This is a genomic window from Agrobacterium sp. GD03872, from assembly GCF_029840625.1.
Taxonomy (GTDB): domain Bacteria; phylum Pseudomonadota; class Alphaproteobacteria; order Rhizobiales; family Rhizobiaceae; genus Agrobacterium; species Agrobacterium fabrum_A.
Genome location: NZ_JAOCCY010000003.1, coordinates 343444 through 360900, shown reverse-complemented (window position 1 = coordinate 360900; position 17457 = coordinate 343444). Strand labels below are relative to the sequence as shown.

General features: G+C 59.0%; 20 protein-coding genes. 3 read left to right on the top strand and 17 right to left on the bottom strand.

From position 1 onward, the window contains the following. The first annotated feature begins 282 nt into the window (after positions 1-282). The 3 genes from N5D22_RS09405 (at position 283) to N5D22_RS09395 (ending at position 2893) form a co-directional block, all read left to right on the top strand. Positions 283-1104 carry a sulfite exporter TauE/SafE family protein gene (locus N5D22_RS09405; protein WP_279656151.1) on the top strand — a complete coding sequence of 274 codons (822 nt, stop codon included), beginning with the start codon at positions 283-285 and terminating at the stop codon, positions 1102-1104. 104 nt (positions 1105-1208) lie between these two features. Next, complete coding sequence (locus N5D22_RS09400; protein WP_279656150.1) at positions 1209-2135, top strand: ABC transporter ATP-binding protein; 927 nt, start codon at positions 1209-1211, stop codon at positions 2133-2135. Beyond that, positions 2132-2893, top strand: coding sequence for an ABC transporter permease (locus N5D22_RS09395; RefSeq protein ID WP_279656149.1), 762 nt, complete (start codon positions 2132-2134; stop codon positions 2891-2893). The genes N5D22_RS09400 and N5D22_RS09395 overlap by 4 nt, the downstream gene beginning before the upstream one ends. A gap of 181 nt (positions 2894-3074) precedes the next feature. Here N5D22_RS09395 and N5D22_RS09390 read toward each other — a convergent pair whose 3' ends face one another. The 17 genes from N5D22_RS09390 to N5D22_RS09310 form a co-directional block, all read right to left on the bottom strand. Beyond that, entirely contained in the window at positions 3075-3539 is a 465-nt protein-coding gene (locus tag N5D22_RS09390) for a hypothetical protein (protein WP_271045407.1), read from the bottom strand. Positions 3540-3603: 64 nt separating this feature from the next. Then, positions 3604-4407: a DNA adenine methylase gene (locus tag N5D22_RS09385; protein ID WP_271045408.1), complete on the bottom strand. Its 804-nt coding sequence runs from the start codon at positions 4405-4407 to the stop codon at positions 3604-3606. A 174-nt stretch (positions 4408-4581) separates the two neighbouring features. After that, entirely contained in the window at positions 4582-5556 is a 975-nt protein-coding gene (locus tag N5D22_RS09380; protein WP_333779995.1) for a late control protein, read from the bottom strand. Further along, on the bottom strand, positions 5556-5819 hold the full coding sequence (locus N5D22_RS09375; RefSeq protein ID WP_271045410.1) for a tail protein X: 264 nt from the start codon (positions 5817-5819) through the stop codon (positions 5556-5558). Before N5D22_RS09375 ends, N5D22_RS09380 begins: the two co-directional genes overlap by 1 nt. Continuing rightward, entirely contained in the window at positions 5816-6247 is a 432-nt protein-coding gene (locus tag N5D22_RS09370) for a phage tail protein (protein WP_271045411.1), read from the bottom strand. The genes N5D22_RS09375 and N5D22_RS09370 overlap by 4 nt, the downstream gene beginning before the upstream one ends. After that, positions 6247-8562 carry a phage tail tape measure protein gene (locus tag N5D22_RS09365; protein ID WP_271045412.1) on the bottom strand — a complete coding sequence of 772 codons (2316 nt, stop codon included), beginning with the start codon at positions 8560-8562 and terminating at the stop codon, positions 6247-6249. Before N5D22_RS09365 ends, N5D22_RS09370 begins: the two co-directional genes overlap by 1 nt. Before the next feature lie 114 nt (positions 8563-8676). Next, positions 8677-8994, bottom strand: coding sequence for a hypothetical protein (locus tag N5D22_RS09360; RefSeq protein WP_271045413.1), 318 nt, complete (start codon positions 8992-8994; stop codon positions 8677-8679). A gap of 102 nt (positions 8995-9096) precedes the next feature. Beyond that, complete coding sequence (locus tag N5D22_RS09355; protein ID WP_269699237.1) at positions 9097-9615, bottom strand: phage major tail tube protein; 519 nt, start codon at positions 9613-9615, stop codon at positions 9097-9099. A 9-nt stretch (positions 9616-9624) separates the two neighbouring features. Continuing rightward, positions 9625-10899, bottom strand: a complete 1275-nt coding sequence (locus N5D22_RS09350; protein WP_271045414.1) for a phage tail sheath subtilisin-like domain-containing protein — start codon at positions 10897-10899, stop codon at positions 9625-9627. Between the two features lie 157 nt (positions 10900-11056). After that, entirely contained in the window at positions 11057-11626 is a 570-nt protein-coding gene (locus N5D22_RS09345) for a hypothetical protein (protein ID WP_271045415.1), read from the bottom strand. 8 nt (positions 11627-11634) lie between these two features. Beyond that, positions 11635-12828: a hypothetical protein gene (locus N5D22_RS09340; RefSeq protein WP_271045416.1), complete on the bottom strand. Its 1194-nt coding sequence runs from the start codon at positions 12826-12828 to the stop codon at positions 11635-11637. Beyond that, positions 12800-12967, bottom strand: coding sequence for a hypothetical protein (locus N5D22_RS09335; protein ID WP_271045417.1), 168 nt, complete (start codon positions 12965-12967; stop codon positions 12800-12802). Before N5D22_RS09335 ends, N5D22_RS09340 begins: the two co-directional genes overlap by 29 nt. A 13-nt stretch (positions 12968-12980) precedes the next feature. Then, complete coding sequence (locus N5D22_RS09330; RefSeq protein WP_271045418.1) at positions 12981-15245, bottom strand: hypothetical protein; 2265 nt, start codon at positions 15243-15245, stop codon at positions 12981-12983. 15 nt (positions 15246-15260) lie between these two features. After that, positions 15261-15923, bottom strand: a complete 663-nt coding sequence (locus N5D22_RS09325; protein WP_271045419.1) for a phage tail protein I — start codon at positions 15921-15923, stop codon at positions 15261-15263. After that, complete coding sequence (locus N5D22_RS09320) at positions 15920-16858, bottom strand: baseplate J/gp47 family protein (RefSeq protein WP_271045420.1); 939 nt, start codon at positions 16856-16858, stop codon at positions 15920-15922. Before N5D22_RS09320 ends, N5D22_RS09325 begins: the two co-directional genes overlap by 4 nt. Then, entirely contained in the window at positions 16855-17232 is a 378-nt protein-coding gene (locus N5D22_RS09315) for a baseplate assembly protein (RefSeq protein WP_099087248.1), read from the bottom strand. The genes N5D22_RS09320 and N5D22_RS09315 overlap by 4 nt, the downstream gene beginning before the upstream one ends. Positions 17233-17235: 3 nt before the next feature. After that, complete coding sequence (locus N5D22_RS09310) at positions 17236-17454, bottom strand: hypothetical protein (RefSeq protein ID WP_271045421.1); 219 nt, start codon at positions 17452-17454, stop codon at positions 17236-17238. Between the last annotated feature and the right edge of the window lie 3 nt (positions 17455-17457).

Genomic DNA, 17457 nt, shown 5'->3' with positions numbered 1-17457 from the left:
GGCGGCGAATCAGAATTCCGATTTGCTGCGTCGTTTCTTTATGTGCACAAAAAAAGACCGGCCCGAAGGCCGGTTGAAGAAGACAGCCTTATCGGGGGGATATCGGCGTCTTTGCAAGGGCATGAAAATGGGAAACGATCCCATTGAGTGGTCCATCCGGCACGGATATGCGGCAAAAGACATCGCGCCGTACTGACCTGCGGCCAACATGGCTTGCCGCGCTCTTCTGATACGATATGAGGGTCACATGTTTGTGACAACGGCCTGCGGGAGCGAGCTTTCATGCCCCCTGTTTCAGAGATAATGATCTTTGCCGCAGCACTTGCCGCCGCGGGTGTGGTGGCCGGTCTTCTGGCGGGGCTGTTCGGTATTGGCGGCGGAGCGGTTCTGGTGCCGGTCTTTTATCATGTCTTCGGGCTGCTGGACGTGCCGGAGACGGTGCGCATGCATCTCTCACTCGGCACTTCGCTTGCCATCATCGTGCCGACTTCCATCCGTTCGTTCCTGGCGCATCGCCAGAAGGGCGCGGTGGATATCGATCTGCTGAAGGGCTGGATCGTTGCGGTGCCGCTCGGCACCATCCTCGCATCCGTGGTGGCCGCCCATGCCTCAAGCGTTGCGCTGCGCCTGATCTTCGCCTTTATTGCGCTGGTGCTCGCCTTCCGGATGATCTTCAACCGGGCGAGCTGGCATCTCGGCTCCGACCTGCCGCAAAACCCGGGGCGTTTTCTGGTTGGAACCGGCATTGGGCTCTTTTCCGGCCTGATGGGCGTCGGCGGCGGGGTGATGAACAACACCTTCATGACGCTTTACGGACGCAGCATCCATCAGGCGGTCGCCACGTCTTCGGGTGTCGGCGTGCTGATTTCGCTACCGGGGCTCCTTGGATATATCTGGGCCGGCTGGGGCGATGCGGGCCTGCCGCCGTTTTCCACCGGCTTCATCAACTGGATCGCCGTGGTGCTGCTGATCCCCATCACGCTGCTCGTCGCGCCCTATGGCGCGCGGCTGGCGCATGCGCTGAGCAAGAAGCAGCTGGAGCGGGCTTTCGGGGTGTTTCTGGTCTTCGTCGCAGCGCAGTTTTTCTATAGCGTCTACGGCTGATTTTCCCTCTCTGCCGAACGCAGTGTTCAGCCCGTCGGGCTGGCATTTGCAACCTCTGCGGTCTATATGGCGTTCATCTTACTCGGTTTTCGAAAGAATTCGCCATGAATGCCATTGTTTCGATACGGAATCTGACAAAATCCTACGCAAACGGCTTTCAGGCGCTCAAAGGTGTCAGCCTCGATATCAGGGAGGGGGAAATCCTCGCCCTTCTAGGTCCGAACGGTGCGGGCAAGACGACGCTGATCTCCATCGTCTGCGGCCTCGTCAATCCGGGTGAAGGCTCGGTACTCGTCGGCGGGCACGATGTGGTGAAGGATTTTCGCCAGACCCGCGCGCTCATCGGCCTCGTGCCGCAGGAGCTGACGACAGACCAGTTCGAGACGGTTTGGAACACCGTCAGCTTCTCGCGCGGCTTGCACGGGCAGAAGAAGAACCCTGAATTGATCGAGCGCATCCTGAAGTCGCTTTCGCTCTGGAACAAGAAGGACAATATGCTGCGGGAGCTTTCCGGCGGCATGAAACGGCGTGTGCTGATCGCCAAGGCGCTGGCGCATGAGCCTAAAGTGCTGTTCCTCGACGAGCCGACCGCAGGCGTCGACGTGGCGCTGCGCCGCGACATGTGGAACGTGGTTTCCGAGTTACGCTCCAGGGGCGTCACCATCATCCTCACCACGCATTACATCGAAGAGGCGGAAGAAATCGCCGACCGGGTGGGTGTCATCAATGGCGGTGAATTGCTGCTGGTGGAAGAAAAGACGGCGTTGATGAAGAAACTTGGCCGCAAGCAGCTTTTTCTCGAACTCGCCCAGCCGGTGGAGCAATTGCCCGAAAGCCTTCTCCCCTTCGGCCTCACACTTTCCGAGGATGGCTGCACCGTCACCTATGAAATCGAGGACAATGGTGAGCAGGGGCGCATTGCCGATGTTCTGAGCGCCCTTTCCGCCGCCAACATCCATTTCAAGGATATTTCAACGCGACAGAGTTCGCTTGAGGATATCTTCGTTTCGCTGGTGGGAGGCCAGAAATGAATTTCGAAGCCGTCAAGGCCATCTACCTGTTCGAAATGGCGCGCACGCGTCGCACCCTGCTGCAGAGCGTGGTGTCGCCAGTCATTTCCACATCGCTTTATTTCATCGTGTTCGGAACGGCGATCGGTTCGCGGATTCAGGAAGTTGGCGGTGTTTCCTATGGCGCGTTCATAACGCCCGGCCTCATCATGCTGACGCTGCTGACACAATGTATCGCCAACGGTTCCTTCGGCATCTATTTCCCGAAATTCACCGGTACGGTCTATGAAATCCTCTCCGCCCCGGTGGCGATGACGGAAATTCTTGCCGGTTATGTCGGGGCGGCGGCGACCAAGGGGCTGATGATCGGCACGATCATCCTGATAACCGCCTCCTTCTTCGTGGATATCACCATCGCCCATCCGTTCATGATGATCCTGTTCTTCGTGCTGACGGCTGTCAGCTTCAGCCTGTTCGGTTTCATCATCGGCATCTGGGCGACGAATTTCGAGCAGCTGAACCTCATTCCCATGCTGGTGGTGCCGCCGCTGACCTTCCTCGGCGGCAGCTTCTATTCCATCGACATGCTGCCGCCCTTCTGGCAGACGGTCAGCCACTTCAACCCGGTGCTTTATCTCATCAGCGGTTTCCGCTGGAGTTTCTATGAGATCGCCGACGTCAATCCGGTCATCAGCCTCGCGATGATCACGCTGTTTCTGGCGCTGTGCCTGGGTGTCGTGAGCTGGATGTTCAAGACGGGGTATAGGCTGCGCAACTGACATTGCGGATTACTGCCTGTCACTGAAGACTTCTCTACAGTGCCGTCATCCTCGGGCTTGACCCGAGGATCCATGGTTGCACGGGGATGGATCCTCGGGTCAAGCCCGAGGATGACGGAAGAGAGAGGTCGCAAGGCCCCTCAAGTGTAGCGCGCAAAATCGAATGGCGCGAAGCGCAATATCAGTTGGCAACAGTTTCAGGTAGTGCAGTGCCGCCAAAACGGTAGCAAATGAGATCGGCTTTGGCCAAGGTTCCGGCCTGCACAAAGGTGTCGCCTTTCACGGTATCAGTACTGCCCGGTGCGATGAGGTCAAATGGAGGGTTTGCGCTCAGTGCCGCTAGGGGCAAGCTATCCTTGCCAAGCGCCAACACGTCTGCCGATAGGTAGGCATTCTCGTTGCTTCTATTGACAACGGAGAACGTAACCACCAGCTGCGTCAGTGGTTTTGCCGTGAATGCTTTTTTCTCAATCACGCTGAGATTGTTGATTTTGAATGAGGGGCCTTCAGCTTTGAAGTTTTCCAGCTCCGTGACCTTTACACACGAATAGCTCCAAGTTTTGGCACCCTGCACCGGCTCCTCGGCTGATTGAGCGTTTGTAGCCAAGACAGTGGTCATCAGAAAAACAGCGAAGTGTTTCATCATAAAGCTCTAAGCCCCCTAGATATGATAGAGGGCTTTGAAGCATGAATTCGAGCGGTGCGCAAATTCAAAGGGGCGGCCCGGAGATGACAACCTCTTTCACCGCCTTACTGTTTCCAGCTCCCTGTATGGAATAGGTGCAGTCCACTTCTTCAATTCGAAATTCCTTGAAGGTTTCGAAGACGCCTTGAACGGCATTTAAAGACAGTATGAAGCGGCCTTTAATCTGCCTGAGAACAGCCGCCATTTCAGCGAACTCCTCCCGACTGAACACATCAGAGCCGTAGTCTGTCTCGTTTCCGAAGTAAGGTGGATCGAGATAGAACAACATTCCCGGCCGATCATAGCGCTCGATGAAACGCCGCCAAGGAAGCTGCTCGATGACGACGCCTGCCATCCGTTCGTGGATCGCCTCCAGTTGCGGGGCAAGCTTCAGGAGATTGAAACGAGCGCCTTGCATCGTAACGCCGAAATTCTGCCCGGCGACTTTACCGCCGAACGCCGTCCGCTGGAGATAAAGGAACCGCGCCGCACGCTCCAGATCGGTCAAGGTCGTGGGGTCGACACGAGACAGGCGGTCAAACTCGCGACGGCTCGTAACCTGATATCGGAGCGTCTCCATGAACTGCGGATAGTGCCGCTGCAGTATCCTGAAGAGGTTGGCGACATCACCGCTGATGTCGTTGATGACCTCCATGCGCGGCTGGAGGTTTCGCCGAAGGAAGACACCACCCATGCCCACGAACGCCTCCGCGTAGCTTTCGTGTGGTGTCTCGTTGATGCGAGCGATGATGGCTTTCGCCAGAACACGTTTTCCACCGATATAAGGAGCGGCGGGGGTGGCCGGAGCCACCGGCGTCAGATTCACCATTTCAAATATCTCTCGACTCAGTCACAGCAAATCCGCCCTGCAGGGTACGGGTGTGACAGTTATCGAATGTCGCTGTCTGACGGGTTAGGTCGCCAAACTTTGGCCCGTCGCTTGGGGTGCGTAGAATCACCCCGGCCACCCGGTCCACCGGCAGGCCAAAATCTTATTCTCCTGTTATTCCTTGCCACTCTCCGGCGCTTCGACCGCGACACTGGTTTTGTAGCTGTCGGCGGCGAAGGTCTGGGTAACAGTTCCGGCGCGCCATGCGCCGTTTGCCTCGGCTCGAAACCCCGTGAGGTTCAAAGGCGTATCGGCCATCAACTCCGGTCGGCCGAACATCACGAGGTTGCCTGAGCCGGTCGCACGGCCGAGCTTGTCGCCCTCGGAACCCGCCGCAGCTTCCGCCTCGGCCTTGTTGGCATAGACGGTGCGCAGTAGACGCACTGGCCCCTTCAGTCCGGTTGAATGCGAAACGGTTTCCGTCTTGCCGGATGCGCGGTCAAAGTACGAGGCCTCAACGGTGCCGAATTTGGTGCGGGGTTCGATCTCGAAATCGCCGCTCTCGCACTCGCTCTTGTCGATCGTGATCGTTGGCAGGATGCCCCGAGACAGGAACAGGAACTTGTTGCCCTTGATCGAAAAGAGCGCCCGGTTGCGATCTGCAAGCCGTATCAGGAAGTCAACCGGGCTTTGGCCGACGCGAGCTATGTACTCGATTTGCTTCGCCGCCAGCTCGGGACTGACCTTTGCGTCATAGCCGTGCCGCTTGGCGAGCTGCTCGACCACATCGCCGATCGTCGTCTGATCAAAGTGTTCAGAACCTTGCTCTTTAACGTCCTCGCGCATGTCGGACGAGTGGCCGGAAATGGTCAGTTTGTCGCCGTCCTGCCCGAAGCTGATCCTGTTTTTCTCGACTGTGAATTCGCCCATGACCCACGAGCCGAATTCCTTGTAGCCGAATGACACGGAGAGCTTTGCCCCCTTCTCCGGCATCTGGATCGCATTGCCGGAATCATCGAAGACTAGCTCAATGCGGTCGGCTTCCTGACCGGCATTATCCGTGACCGTCGCCGTTGACAGGCGGTCATAAAAGCCCGGCGCAACGGCCTTTCCGCCGACAAAGCATTCGATGAACGGTTTGTGTCGCATCAATCCCAAAGCCTCACACCGGACTTGGAAGTAGCGCGGATCGTGAACTCCGGCAGAATGATTGTGCTTCCCAGCGGAAGGAGGAGGCCGCGATCGGCGATACTCGGATTGGCTTCGAGGGTCGCCTCGACATAACCATCCAGTTTGCCCGCCACGCGCCGATCATTGAGAGCCTTGAAGGCGTGCTCAAAGCACACGAGGTCAATACTCAGGTCTTCCAGTTCGATGACGCGGGTTTCGGCCGGGATAATGGTGGCGCTCATAGGAACAGCCCCACAGGCTTGCCGCCATCATGGAAGGGCGCAACTTCGATCGTGTAGCTCACTTTGCGTCCGAGGCCTGCCCTGTTGATGGCTGACTGCTCATCATCAACGAACAGGATCACAACGCGGCCGTAGATCGTGGCCACGGTTGAGCTGGTATCGGCCCAGCCGATTAGCATGACGGGATTGGCGGCGCGTTGTGTCGTACGCACGGCCTCGAAATCCGCCCTGTCGCCGAACTCGTCTGGAAACAGCAGCCCTGAGATCGTGATGGTGTCATCACCGTAACCGACGAACTGGCGGCCGGGATAGGTGCCAAAGCGCGGTATAGATGCCCACTTTGCTTCCGTTGACCGGGCGAACTGCTGATAGTTCAGCCGGTCGATCTGGAAAATGTGGGAGCCAAGTGCGAGAAGAGCAGAACTCATCAATATGCTCCGTCATTGTACATGCCGGATTTCACAGAATTGATTGCCGCTCCCAATTTTGAAGCAGCGGCATCGCCAGCAGCCTTGGGATCAGGTGACGAAATGTTCTGCGTCACATTCTGGTTGACGGTGGTGACGTTGGAGGTCGTGTTGCCAGCAGCGGGTGTTGCGGCTCCGGTTTGTTGCGGCTGGTATGGCTGCGCAGCGGGCATATTGTCGCTACCGCCCAATATTGCAGGCCACTTGAAAAGTCCGGTGAGATCGATACTACCAATGGCATCACGAATTCGCCCTGGCACACCAGCCAGCCAGCCATAGAGCGCTTCAAAAGCATTTTTAAAACCATCGACAACGGCGTCTCCGAGCGCTGCACCGGCAGCGCGCATCGCCTCCTTGTCAGCGTCAGAGAGCTTCTCCTGTGAGAAGAAAGACGTGATCGCCTTCCATATCTCGCTGAGCTTCTCCTTCGCCGCCTCGACCATCGCGCCGAAATCGAACATCTTCGCCATGGAGGCTTTGAACGCTGCGATCGAAGCGGGATCAATGTTGAGCGCCGTGCCGATACGGTCCACAAGGAGCGACAGCGCTTTCGTGACACCCTCGACGCCGGTATTGAAGAAGGCGACAATCGGCCCTGCGAAACCGGACGCGAATGACGAAATGCGATCCCAATATTTCCAGACCGCAAACCCGGCTCCCGCCAGAACGGCCGCGATCGCCCACACCGGCGCTGTGATCCCGGCGACGATGCCTGCAAGCCCAGAGGCGAACGCGGTCAGTGCGGCCGTGACGGCCGACAGTGAACCGGCAAGCCCGCCGCCGCTCGCGGCCGAGATGAAGGAGAGACCGGCGATCGCGTTTCGCAGCATCGGAATCCGGCCCGCGACTGGCAGAAGCGCCGAGCCGAGCGCCGACGCGCTGCCCGCCGCAAACCGCCATGCACCGGCGATGATGCGCCAGCCGGTGGCGATGTTCCTGCCATCCTGAAACCGCAGAAAGGTCGAGGTGAAGCCGATCGCGGACAGCCGCATGGCGGCGAAGGCGTAGGAAGCCACGCGCATGGCGACCGACGCAGCCAGCAGCCCGGCCGTGATTTTCACGATCGTCGCTGTCAACTCAGGGTTCGCCGTGGTCCAGTCGTTGACCATCCGCACGATTGCCGTGCCGCGAAGGACAATATCCTGCACCACGGGCAGCAATGCGCCGCCTGCAGAAAACAGGTTATCGACCTCGGTAACGAGGCCCTTGATCTGGGTTTTCAGGCCAGACATGACGTTGACGAAATCCTTGTCGATGACGCCGCTGGCTGCACCGGCCTCGTCACGAATGCGCTTGTAATCCTCCAGATTGGGGATCAGGGCGCGAAGGAAATCGAGAACCTGCTTGTCGGCGAATAGCTCGCCCATCTTGTACTGGTCGCCGCCCGTCGCCTTTTTGATCAGCTCAAGCGAATGCAGCAACGGATCGGTGCCATTCGCAGCCGCCGTCTTCATCTCCTTCTCGATGTCGATACCCATTTTCTTGAAGTTCTTCACCGTGTCCGGCGAAGTGATCTTCCCAAGAAAATTCGACATGTTGTTTGCGGCCTGATCGGCAGAACCTGCCGACTTCATGGCGATCTGGAGCGCGGCGGCGAGCGATGCCACAGCCGGGACGCCCTGCATCTTCAGCGCCGAGGCGTTGGCGGTCAGTTCGGGGAAATTGCGCGCCATGTCCTTCAGCTCGAATGAGCCGGACTTGCCGGTCGACGCCATGACATCGAATGCCTTGGCAAGATCGGTCGCGGCAACCTTCAGGTTATCCATGACGGCGTAACCGGCATTGCCCATGTCGCCGACTTCCGCCTTGGTGGCAGTCGATGCCCGGCCGGTCGCCTCGATCGCCGCAAGGCTCTCGTCAAGGTCCATGCCCTTGCCGACATAGGTGGCAAGGATTTGCAGCAGCTCGGTCTTGTTCTTTCCGGTGGTGCGGGTCTGCGCGATCAGCCGCGCCTCGATCTCGCCCATGCGGTCGACCGGGATTTCCGCGACGTTGGCGAAGTCGATAAAGGCATCCTGAAAATTCGCGCCCTTGAAGATCGGCGCGGCAAGCGTCATGGCCTGCCCAAACGCGCCAAGCATGCGGCCGCGAGCATCGCGCAGCGCCGCCTCGGCGTTTCTGGTAGCGGTCTCGATATTCTCGACGGTAAAGCCGTCCTTGATCGCGCCGGAGAAGCCCTGCTTAGCGGCTTGGCCCAAATCAAGAAGGCCGGACTTCACCTTTTTGGCGGGTCCGGTCAGTTGGTCGATCAGCCGAATGACAAAAGAGATATCCATGTCATTCGGTCCTTTGGGCGGTTCCGGTCAAACGGGGAAGTTCTGCGCGATAGGAGAGAGCGTCCAGCCAAGGCATCTGTGCGATTTCCGAGGGCTGGAATTTGTAGACGGCCGCTAGGTCGGCTGCGTATTCGAACGCCCGAGGGACCGGAGTGCCGGAAAAAAATCAAGCAACGCCTTGCCGACCGAGACGAGATCGAGCCAGTCGAGCTGGTCAATGAAAGCAGACTCCTCCCGCGACATCGAGGCGACGATCCCGGTCAGGCTGTCGAGACCATCCGTGGTCAACAGCGTGCTGGAAAGTTCGGTAATAAGCCCGCCGATGTCGACATCATCGATATTCGCCTTGCCGTCGCTCATCAGTTGCGAGGCGAGCTTCGGGCCAATCAGCACAGCGAGCTGCTTGGCGTGAGCGACGTTCGGCCGGAACATCGTGAAACTGTCCCGCTTGGCCTCTTTGCCGTCAGCATCCTTGACAGGAACCGGGACCGTGAGCGGGATTTTGACTTGTTGAACGAGCGACATGGCGAGACCTTACGAAAACAGGATGGAGCGGCGGGTGGAATTGATGGCCTGATAGTTCCAGATGTCCCATCCGCCCTTTTTGAAGCTGAAACGGTGCATCACGCGACCGTCCCAATATTCGGTGTAAGACCAGATCGACTTAATCTCGTGGTCGTAGCCGGTGGCCTTGCCGCCAGCCATCGCCTCGCCCTCGACCTTGGACAGACGGCCGGTCACATCGATCGAATGCTCATGCTCCGTGCCGTCTTCCTCGGAAATCACCAGCTTCTTGCCGGTCCAGTTCTGGCGGACACCGGCAGGCCCGCCGAACAGGGCAAGCGTTTCCGGCGTGTGGCTCTTCAGCTTGAACGGCATGGTGAGCGCCTTGATGCCGAGGCCGGTGATATCCAGCTCCATGTCCGAGCCGCCCGGCTGGAAGGTCTCGGTGATTTCCTCCAGCGCTGGAAGCTTCAGCGTCTCGATGTCGAGCGCCAGATTGACGTTGTCGTTGACGTTGAGCGTGAAGCCCCGAATGATACGCAGAGTCATGGTGGCCCCTTATGCGGCGGAGAGATAATCGGCGATCGTGCCGCCGAACTCGGCAGTCACACGGCGCTGGATTTCGTTGGCGAGGGTGTCGAAATAAGCCTCGTTGCGGCGCGAGCCGAAGATCAGGTCTTCCAGCGGCGGCGTCTCTTCAGCATCGAACTCGACGCGGAGCTTGCCGAGGCGCAGGTTCGCATTGCCGTTCATTGCCCGATCCCAATAGACGCGGCCACCAAGGATGGCGCCAACCGCCTGCATGCTGTCGAGCAGGTCCTGAAGGCTGCGCATCACGGCGATGACATGCTGCGCCGTCAGGTTCTCGTCATTGGCCCACGGCCGGAACCCATTGATGATGGCTTTCTCGATGGTGGCGCGGGTACGGACCACGTTGACGAACTGCCAGAGGGTGTCTGTGGAAGCGGTGCGGTTGCCCCACAGAATGCGACCGTTCGGCGCGAACTGGCCGTTGGCACCCTGCGAAAGCCGGGACGGAATAAAAGTGGCAATGCCGTTCTGGTTGAGGAGGTTCGCCTCGTGATCGATTTCGCCGTCGAAATAGGTGATTGGCCGTGCCGTGCCGAGGACGCCCTTGACCTCTTGGTTCGACGGCGACCAGTAGGCACCGCCCTTTTTCTTGTCGCGCTTCACGAACATGGCGGCCGCAAAGGGAGAAGCGGGCTTGGTGACGATCGTCGCACCGGAAGCGACACGCACAAACGGGTCGACCAGATAAGTGTAGCGCGAAGAGAAATCTGCGCGGAACGCGAGGCTCGTGGCCGCGTCCGGGCCGCCAGTATCGAGAATTGCGATAGCCTTCAGCTTTTCGGACACCTGCTCCAGCGCATCAGCGAGCGGGTTCTTGGCATCCTCGACGCGACCTGAAGAATAGCCCGGTGCGATCACGAGACCCGGCTCGACACCGACATGACCACGGGCAAAGGAAAGAGCATGAACGCCCGTCATCGACGCGGCCGAACCCTGCAACTTGGCGCGGGTGGCTTCCGGCGTCTGGCCAGCCTCGCAACGGACAAACACGCACTGCGCCTCGATCCCCTGCGCCCGGATCGCATTAATAATGTCAATCGCGGTGCCGGTCGTGCCGAGTGCGGCCACCTTGTCGGCCTCGTGGGTGTAGAACGCCACCGGCTCGTCATAGGGGAAAAGCGTGTTTGAGGCGTCCGGCGCAATGACGGCCGCGCCGATCGCGGAGCTGTCGGCCGTCTCAAGCGGCCTGCTTTCGCTGCCAGCATCTATTACGCGGACGCCGTGATTAAAATCGAGTGCCATAAGCCGTCTCCAAAGGTCGAATTGGAGACAAACTAGGTTCGACTGAAATTTACTGAGAGCCTGACATTGTCAGTAACAGCGGGTGGCCGAAAGGGCCTTGAAGCGATATTCAAGACCTATTCAATGACCCATTTCAGCGTTTCTGTCTACTTGGCTTCTACGGCCAGTACCTCGCAGAGGCATAGTCGGCCGGGATTGGGGCCATGTCCTTCAGCGCAAAGTACGCCTGATAGATGGGCTGGCGATGGACACCGGCGGCGAGAAGGATTTGCTGCCATTCAGTTGCCGTCACCGCAACTGGCCCGGTTTCCGTCTTTATGCCGATTTGTCCATCCGGTTGACCCATGTTCAAATAGGCTTGAGAAAGCGGTGTGACCTCTTCGGTCCAGCGTTTCATATCCGTTGGCGTGGTACCGAGATGATGGGTGCCACGTTCGTCGCCAAAACTGTAATCGAAACCAAGAGCAAGCCGACGATCCAGCTCGCTGGAGACCATTGCGGCTGACACAACGGGTTCTTCTGCCGGTGGTGTCTCATACTCGCCTTCAGGAGAGTAACCCCAAGCCCCATCGACAAAACGCCAGACAAAACCTTCGCGTTCTTCAGGAGGGCGAAGAATAGTAGCAAATGCAGGAATGAGATATTCCCCATCGCTCAAAGGGTCGGGATCGGCAACCGACACGCCGAGATATACGCCGTCGTCAGGATTAAAATTGTAGATTTCCATGGATGGCCTCAAAACTTGATGATGGCGTTAAACGACACACTACGCGGGCGCGCTTCTGCGCTTCCCGATGCGGCGGTTGTGAAGGTGTGGACGTGATTGCCAGCGGAGTACGTGGTTCCATCCCCCCCTACGCCACCACCTTCAGCCCCTTCGGAAACCGTTCCGGGGTTGTTGAAATGCCTATGGTTTTGGTCGGAAACGCGAGACGGAATACCGTGGGCGTGTGCGCCGGAAGCATCCGTAGTTCCGGTGTGCACGTGTGTTTTGTTGGTGCTGTCTTGCCATGAGCCAAGTGCGCGACCACTATCGACACCTCTGCCGTCATCCCAATTGCGTTCAAACTCCCCTCGGTTATCCGGCAGCTTAAAGGTGCCATCGCCATTATCGGCGAAAACAAATGCGCCTGCTGCCCAACTTCCGAGTGCGACAACGCGCCCGTTGTGCAAGGCCCAATGCCAAAGCGCCGCATAGGCCGTCTTGGACAACGATGCACCATTCCGCTTGACATAGCCCGCTCGTGCGGTCGGCTGGCCGTCCTTAAAGGGGCACCCCACCATATCGGACGCATAGCCCGCGTAGGCCGCGCCGTTGGCATTGAACACCTGCCATGTCATGACCGATCGATAATCAGCATGCCATATCGGGCCAATGTCGGTAGAAGGTAGCGCCGCACCGCTCTGAAAATACGGTATGCGGGCTTCAATGGCGTCTTTTTGCGCAGTGCTGACCGGCTTATCCGCATCGGCGGTGTTGTCGGCATTCCCAAGGCCAACATCAGATTTATCCAAGACAATATCGCCGGATAGTTCCTTGCCGTTCACCTTGCGGGCGGAAGGCACCTTTCCGGCGAGACCTTCTGACAATGCGAGCGCAGTCGCATAATAGGCAGGCAGTTGACCGCCGAATTTAAGTGTGTCAGGAGCCTTGCCGCCAATGATGATCTGATCGATTTGCTCCTGCGCCAGTTCGATTGAAATTCTGAGGTTCGCAAGCTGCGGTGCAACGTTGATCTGAATATAATCCAGTGACGCCTGTATGCCCTGTGCCTTCAATGTCTCGAACGAAGCTTCCAACTGCTCACGGCTGGTTATGCGATCGGCGAGATCGCCGAACACCGCATTCCACAGGTCAACCGTGAACTCGGTCGGTGGCCAAGAGAGAAGCTGATAGCGATTATCGCGCGTTGGCGTAGTCAATGACATCCTCCCCTTCCTGCTCGATGACGGTTTTCAAAACCGAGCCGGACATTTCGATTTCGTTGAGTGGCCGATACCGGAAGGGTCCGAGCGTTACCGGCCGCGTCAGTTTGACGTCATAGGTTTTCTTTTCGTCGACTTTCATGGAGGCCTCGGGGCTAAAGGGCGGAAATGAAACCGTCCTGAAGGAACGGAACGGTGACGGGGTTGTCGGTGTTGGCGGCAAAATGAATCCGGGCGGATGACGTGGCAGCACCAAGCGAATAGGTGGAAAGGAACGTTCGTCGGGCTGGATTGCTCGGATCAATCGTGACTTCCGTTGTGCCAGGAGCGATCACGTTGTTGCCGACCATGATCCGTGGTGTGAAGGTGTGATGAGCCGGGTCAAAGGCATCCAGCGTGTATTGCGTCACGATCGCGCTGGTCGAGATGCCGAATTCGAAAGCTTTGCTGACCGCTTTCATGTTGGTGCGGTTACGCGCCACACGCGAGACAGCGGTCGCGTCCAACTGGATCATGGGCTGAAGATCAGCCGTACCGACCATCACGAGGCGAAGCTCCACCGATGCCGGCAGGCCAACGAGGGGATTGGTGGCGGGGTCGCCATCATCCAGTTCGACCCACGCGGTCGTTCCCGAAGGCCGGATTTCCCAGACAAGCGCCGTGCCGCCCGGCACCCATCCCGAGAAGAGCATGTCAATCTGGGTCATGCCGTCAGCGAGATTGAGTGCCTGCATCGGTACCACGGTGCGCGGGCTGTGGTATCGCGCTCCATTCACCCTGAAGCAGAAGTCGATATCCATAGAGCCTTGGGCGAACACGCCGTCCGTGCAGTTAAATTGCGTGCCGCCGGTGTATTTGTTGCCGGTGGAGACCGAGAGCGCATGTGCGCCGGTCGTCACGGTCACGATGGCGTAGCGCTTGCCGCTTTCCAAAAGCGTATAGGGCATGACGCAATTGACCCAACCGACAGCCATGTCCTTGTGTTCGATCTTGCTCACCGCAAGCACGCGGTCGAAAAGCGGCGTCCCTCCTGTCGAAACCTCGACCACGGCGACGTGGACATCGCCATCCAATCCGACACGAGCAAAGTGCAGGTCGATAGACGTCATCAGCATCGGCTGGGCGACAAGGAACGATTGCGCGTAGATCGAGCCATTCATCCCGACTTTTTCGGTGACGTACTCCCAATACGGTTCGCTATAAATCTCGTAGCGGATCTGGCGAACGCCATAGGTCTGGTGACCGACACCGCCGTTCGCCCGGATCTCGACAACTTCGAACTGCTCGCCACCAACGTTCAGCATCTGGCCCACGCGGGAGTCGCCGCCCAGACCAGCCCACCCGGCCTGATTTTCGCATGCCCACATCGTTGGGCCATAGGTCAGACGAATGCGCGAAGCTTCCATCCGCGTCAGAGTCGTTTGCGTGTGGACGAGCTGCGAGATGTTGAGTGTGCTGTCGAGGGAGGTGTTCTCGATCTTCACGACCTCATCAAAGGCCGGAACCATGCGACGGGTGCGGAAGGCGATCTGCGGATTATCTTCGGCCTGCACTTCAAGACGCGCCTGCGTGATGGCAGCAAAGCCGAAGCGAACGCCTTCCTCAACTCGCGCCAGCCAGTCGACATGCTGCAAGTCCCACCGATCGGGAATGAGGCCATTGTCAAAGACATAAGCGCGGGCCTCGTCAGGCAGATCGACCTTCAGTCTGGCGGCACCGATATCGCGCTGCATCTGGCGGATGATCGCCGGACGCGGGATATCCGTCAGCCGGGTGGCAATGTTGGTGATTTGCGTCTCGATGGTTTCGGTACGAAGAAAAAGACCGGAGAGGTTCACTTCCAGCGCCGTCACGCGGCCCTCAACCTCGTAGAGCGTCTTCACGCGGCTGGCGTTTCCCGGCTCGATGACATCAACACCGGTCGATTTCAGGAGGACGAATGCGATGCACGCGTCGGTCTCGGCCACCACCGGCTTTGCGGGTACCGGGTTCGCCTCGCCAGCCTGCACGATCAGATTAACGATGCGTCGCACGGTCTTAGGCGTGACGCGCTGGACCGGGATCGAGGTTTCCGGGTCTTGCGATGTTTCGAAAGGCCTGCTTGCGGTTTCGGTGATTTCTTCGCCGCGCAACAGGATTGCCACCCAGCGCTGGTCAGAAGCTGCGGGCGGAATTTGAAGCTGAAGATTGACGTCTTTGGAAGCCGCCTGCGCATAGACTTTTTCACCGGCGACATAGCGACCGGGCGATACGGTGATCTCCTGCACGGACTTCCGGGCAACGGTAAAATGCGACCAGTGCGCTGGATAGCCGATCGCGTCCCGCCAAACGCCATCTACATCCTGCTGGGCAAACAGGCTGACATTTTCAAAGTCGGTGTGATCGGCGATTTCGGCATTCGAGAAAGTAACGCGGGGCATTGGCTGGTCCTCGTATCAAAGATATTGACGCTGGCGATAACCGCCCGGCGAAGTGCTGCCGTCGATCATGACGGCGTCCTGCAGGGTGATCGGTCGACGCCATGCGAAGCTGACGGTGTAGAGGGTGTCCGGCGTCTTGGCGGTGACCATGGCACGCTGTGCGCGACGGATCGGCTCAAGATCGACGGATGTAAGAGCGGCCCGGCCGAAAGCCGATCGGCCGATCTGAAAATGGTTTTTCGGGGCGCGCAACGTGACGTGCACGAGGTAATGCGCCGTGAACGGTTGGTGCGCGATCGGCGTGCGGCCGATGACGGCGCGACCGAAGGTGAACCGGGCTGGATGGGCGATGCGATCAATGATATCGGCGTCGACAAAAGCCAGATAGCGCTTCAGGCCGACAAGCGTGCCTTTCAGGGCCGCCAACCGCGAGCCGGGATAGAGGACAGAACGCCCGGCACATTGGGCGATCATTTCCCGCTTCCGCTCCTCGCTCCAATCGTCGTACCAGAGGTCAACCGAATGGTGCGCGGCGAGATAGGGCAACAGCCGCGCTTCCGTCTTGTACGGGTCCATCAGGTCAGCGAAAGGCACAGCCAGGTCATCGGACATGCCACCGGCAAGCGCGTATTCAAAAGGCTCGGAATTGGACGGAAGAAGCGCTGCAACGTCCCTCATGCCCGGACCTCCGTCACCACCGTCAGCCCGGTCATGACCGGCACGGTATATGGATCAGGCTCGATCGCCACCGGCGCGAGGTCGCGCACCTTCACGATATTGCCGCCATAGGCAGCGCCGGACAGGAGGCCTTCAGGAATTTCACCGCCGACGGTGGTTCGCTCGATCGCTGCGGCCGTCACACGCTTTTCCGCCTCGGCCTTCAGCAGATCAGGTGACGGGCCGGTCCCGACGATCTCCAGTACCAGAGACACCTGATATTCCCTGCGGGTCGCCGCCATGATGGAAACGCTGACAGCCTCCGGCGTGCGGTCTGGATCGAGAACAGCGGCGCGCACAGTCGCGAGTTCGGCCGAGGTCGGCTCACGGCCGAAGGGTCCAATCAACACAACATCGGTATCGCCGCGACGGCCGTGGATAGCGCGACCGTTGATCCGGGCGTCCCAAAGACCGAGTGTCCTGTCGTCAGTCTGCGGCCATGCCGTCCATGCATCATAGAGGTAACGGCCGGGCGAACCGGAGGCAGGCGCATCAAGCGACAACAGGTAGCGGCGAAGCAAGGACGCATCGCCCTCCATTACGGCGTCGGTGTTGGCGGTCGCCGGTGTCACGATCTGGCGCTCAACGTTATTGTCGGCGGCGATCGCCTCCAGATCGGAACCCTTGGCATAGGGCGCGAGCAAGGCACGGAAAGCGTCGTTGACGCGCTGGCGATCGAGAAGCCGCAGATAGGTCCAAGCCTGACCGACGATGTTGGCGCTGTCGGTTTCAAGATCGAGCGTCTCATAGGCAGGCAGCGTCGGATCAAGCTGACGCTGGATTTCCCAGACCTGAAGGAAGCGCGCCTTGAACGCGGCAATCATCGCCTCGGCGCTCAATGTCTCGATCGCGTCGGGAACCGGCAGGCGGGATAGGTCGATAATCTGAAAGCTCATGCGGCCTCCGGCCAAGACGTATTGACGGTTTCGTAGACGGACCAGTCGCCGAGGTGGCCACGCGGGAACCAGACGCCCGTCAGAATGAAAATGAAGCGGCCGGTGCGCTTGTATTCGAGCAGCTCGATCTTCTGCAGGCTGAAACCGGGTTCGCCACCATCAGGATCATTGAGCGCATCGGCAATTGCCCGATAGGCTGCAAGAATGGTTGTGGCATCGGCGTTGCCGTCCTGCAGCTCGCGCAGTACCGAGCCGATATGACGGCGAAGGACACGGCTTCCCAACCGTGTCGTCAGGCACTTCCTGATCGACTGGACGCAATGGTTCCAGCCGAGCAGCATCTTGCCTGTCCTCGCGTCGATACCGGCCCGCATGGGTTACTCCTTCACAGCCTTGGCTTTGGCTGCAGGCGTGGTTTCGGTTTCACCTGCAGGCGCTTCCGTCTTCTTGCCCGGCTCCTCGATCTCACCGGCGATCAGCGGATAGGCCGCCTGTTCATCGGTCAGTTCGATGGGCTTGCCGACGCCGGGCGAACGGACGCCCGCGACAAAAATCCCGGCTTTGGCGGTGACGGTGAAAGTCTTTTTAGAGGTCATTAA

Coding starts and splice junctions, on each gene's coding strand:
- N5D22_RS09335 (WP_271045417.1), bottom strand. CDS start 12,967: ATGAAAGTCGACGAAAAGAAAACCTATGACGTCAAACTGACGCGGCCG.
- N5D22_RS09320 (WP_271045420.1), bottom strand. CDS start 16,858: ATGAGCTTTCAGATTATCGACCTATCCCGCCTGCCGGTTCCCGACGCG.
- N5D22_RS09360 (WP_271045413.1), bottom strand. CDS start 8,994: ATGTTCCGGCCGAACGTCGCTCACGCCAAGCAGCTCGCTGTGCTGATT.
- N5D22_RS09355 (WP_269699237.1), bottom strand. CDS start 9,615: ATGACTCTGCGTATCATTCGGGGCTTCACGCTCAACGTCAACGACAAC.
- N5D22_RS09375 (WP_271045410.1), bottom strand. CDS start 5,819: ATGAGCGCCACCATTATCCCGGCCGAAACCCGCGTCATCGAACTGGAA.
- N5D22_RS09385 (WP_271045408.1), bottom strand. CDS start 4,407: ATGGTGAATCTGACGCCGGTGGCTCCGGCCACCCCCGCCGCTCCTTAT.
- N5D22_RS09315 (WP_099087248.1), bottom strand. CDS start 17,232: ATGCGGGCCGGTATCGACGCGAGGACAGGCAAGATGCTGCTCGGCTGG.
- N5D22_RS09400 (WP_279656150.1), top strand. CDS start 1,209: ATGAATGCCATTGTTTCGATACGGAATCTGACAAAATCCTACGCAAAC.
- N5D22_RS09405 (WP_279656151.1), top strand. CDS start 283: ATGCCCCCTGTTTCAGAGATAATGATCTTTGCCGCAGCACTTGCCGCC.
- N5D22_RS09380 (WP_333779995.1), bottom strand. CDS start 5,556: ATGCGACACAAACCGTTCATCGAATGCTTTGTCGGCGGAAAGGCCGTT.
- N5D22_RS09345 (WP_271045415.1), bottom strand. CDS start 11,626: ATGGAAATCTACAATTTTAATCCTGACGACGGCGTATATCTCGGCGTG.
- N5D22_RS09395 (WP_279656149.1), top strand. CDS start 2,132: ATGAATTTCGAAGCCGTCAAGGCCATCTACCTGTTCGAAATGGCGCGC.
- N5D22_RS09340 (WP_271045416.1), bottom strand. CDS start 12,828: ATGTCATTGACTACGCCAACGCGCGATAATCGCTATCAGCTTCTCTCT.
- N5D22_RS09330 (WP_271045418.1), bottom strand. CDS start 15,245: ATGCCCCGCGTTACTTTCTCGAATGCCGAAATCGCCGATCACACCGAC.
- N5D22_RS09390 (WP_271045407.1), bottom strand. CDS start 3,539: ATGATGAAACACTTCGCTGTTTTTCTGATGACCACTGTCTTGGCTACA.
- N5D22_RS09350 (WP_271045414.1), bottom strand. CDS start 10,899: ATGGCACTCGATTTTAATCACGGCGTCCGCGTAATAGATGCTGGCAGC.
- N5D22_RS09310 (WP_271045421.1), bottom strand. CDS start 17,454: ATGACCTCTAAAAAGACTTTCACCGTCACCGCCAAAGCCGGGATTTTT.
- N5D22_RS09365 (WP_271045412.1), bottom strand. CDS start 8,562: ATGGATATCTCTTTTGTCATTCGGCTGATCGACCAACTGACCGGACCC.
- N5D22_RS09325 (WP_271045419.1), bottom strand. CDS start 15,923: ATGAGGGACGTTGCAGCGCTTCTTCCGTCCAATTCCGAGCCTTTTGAA.
- N5D22_RS09370 (WP_271045411.1), bottom strand. CDS start 6,247: ATGAGTTCTGCTCTTCTCGCACTTGGCTCCCACATTTTCCAGATCGAC.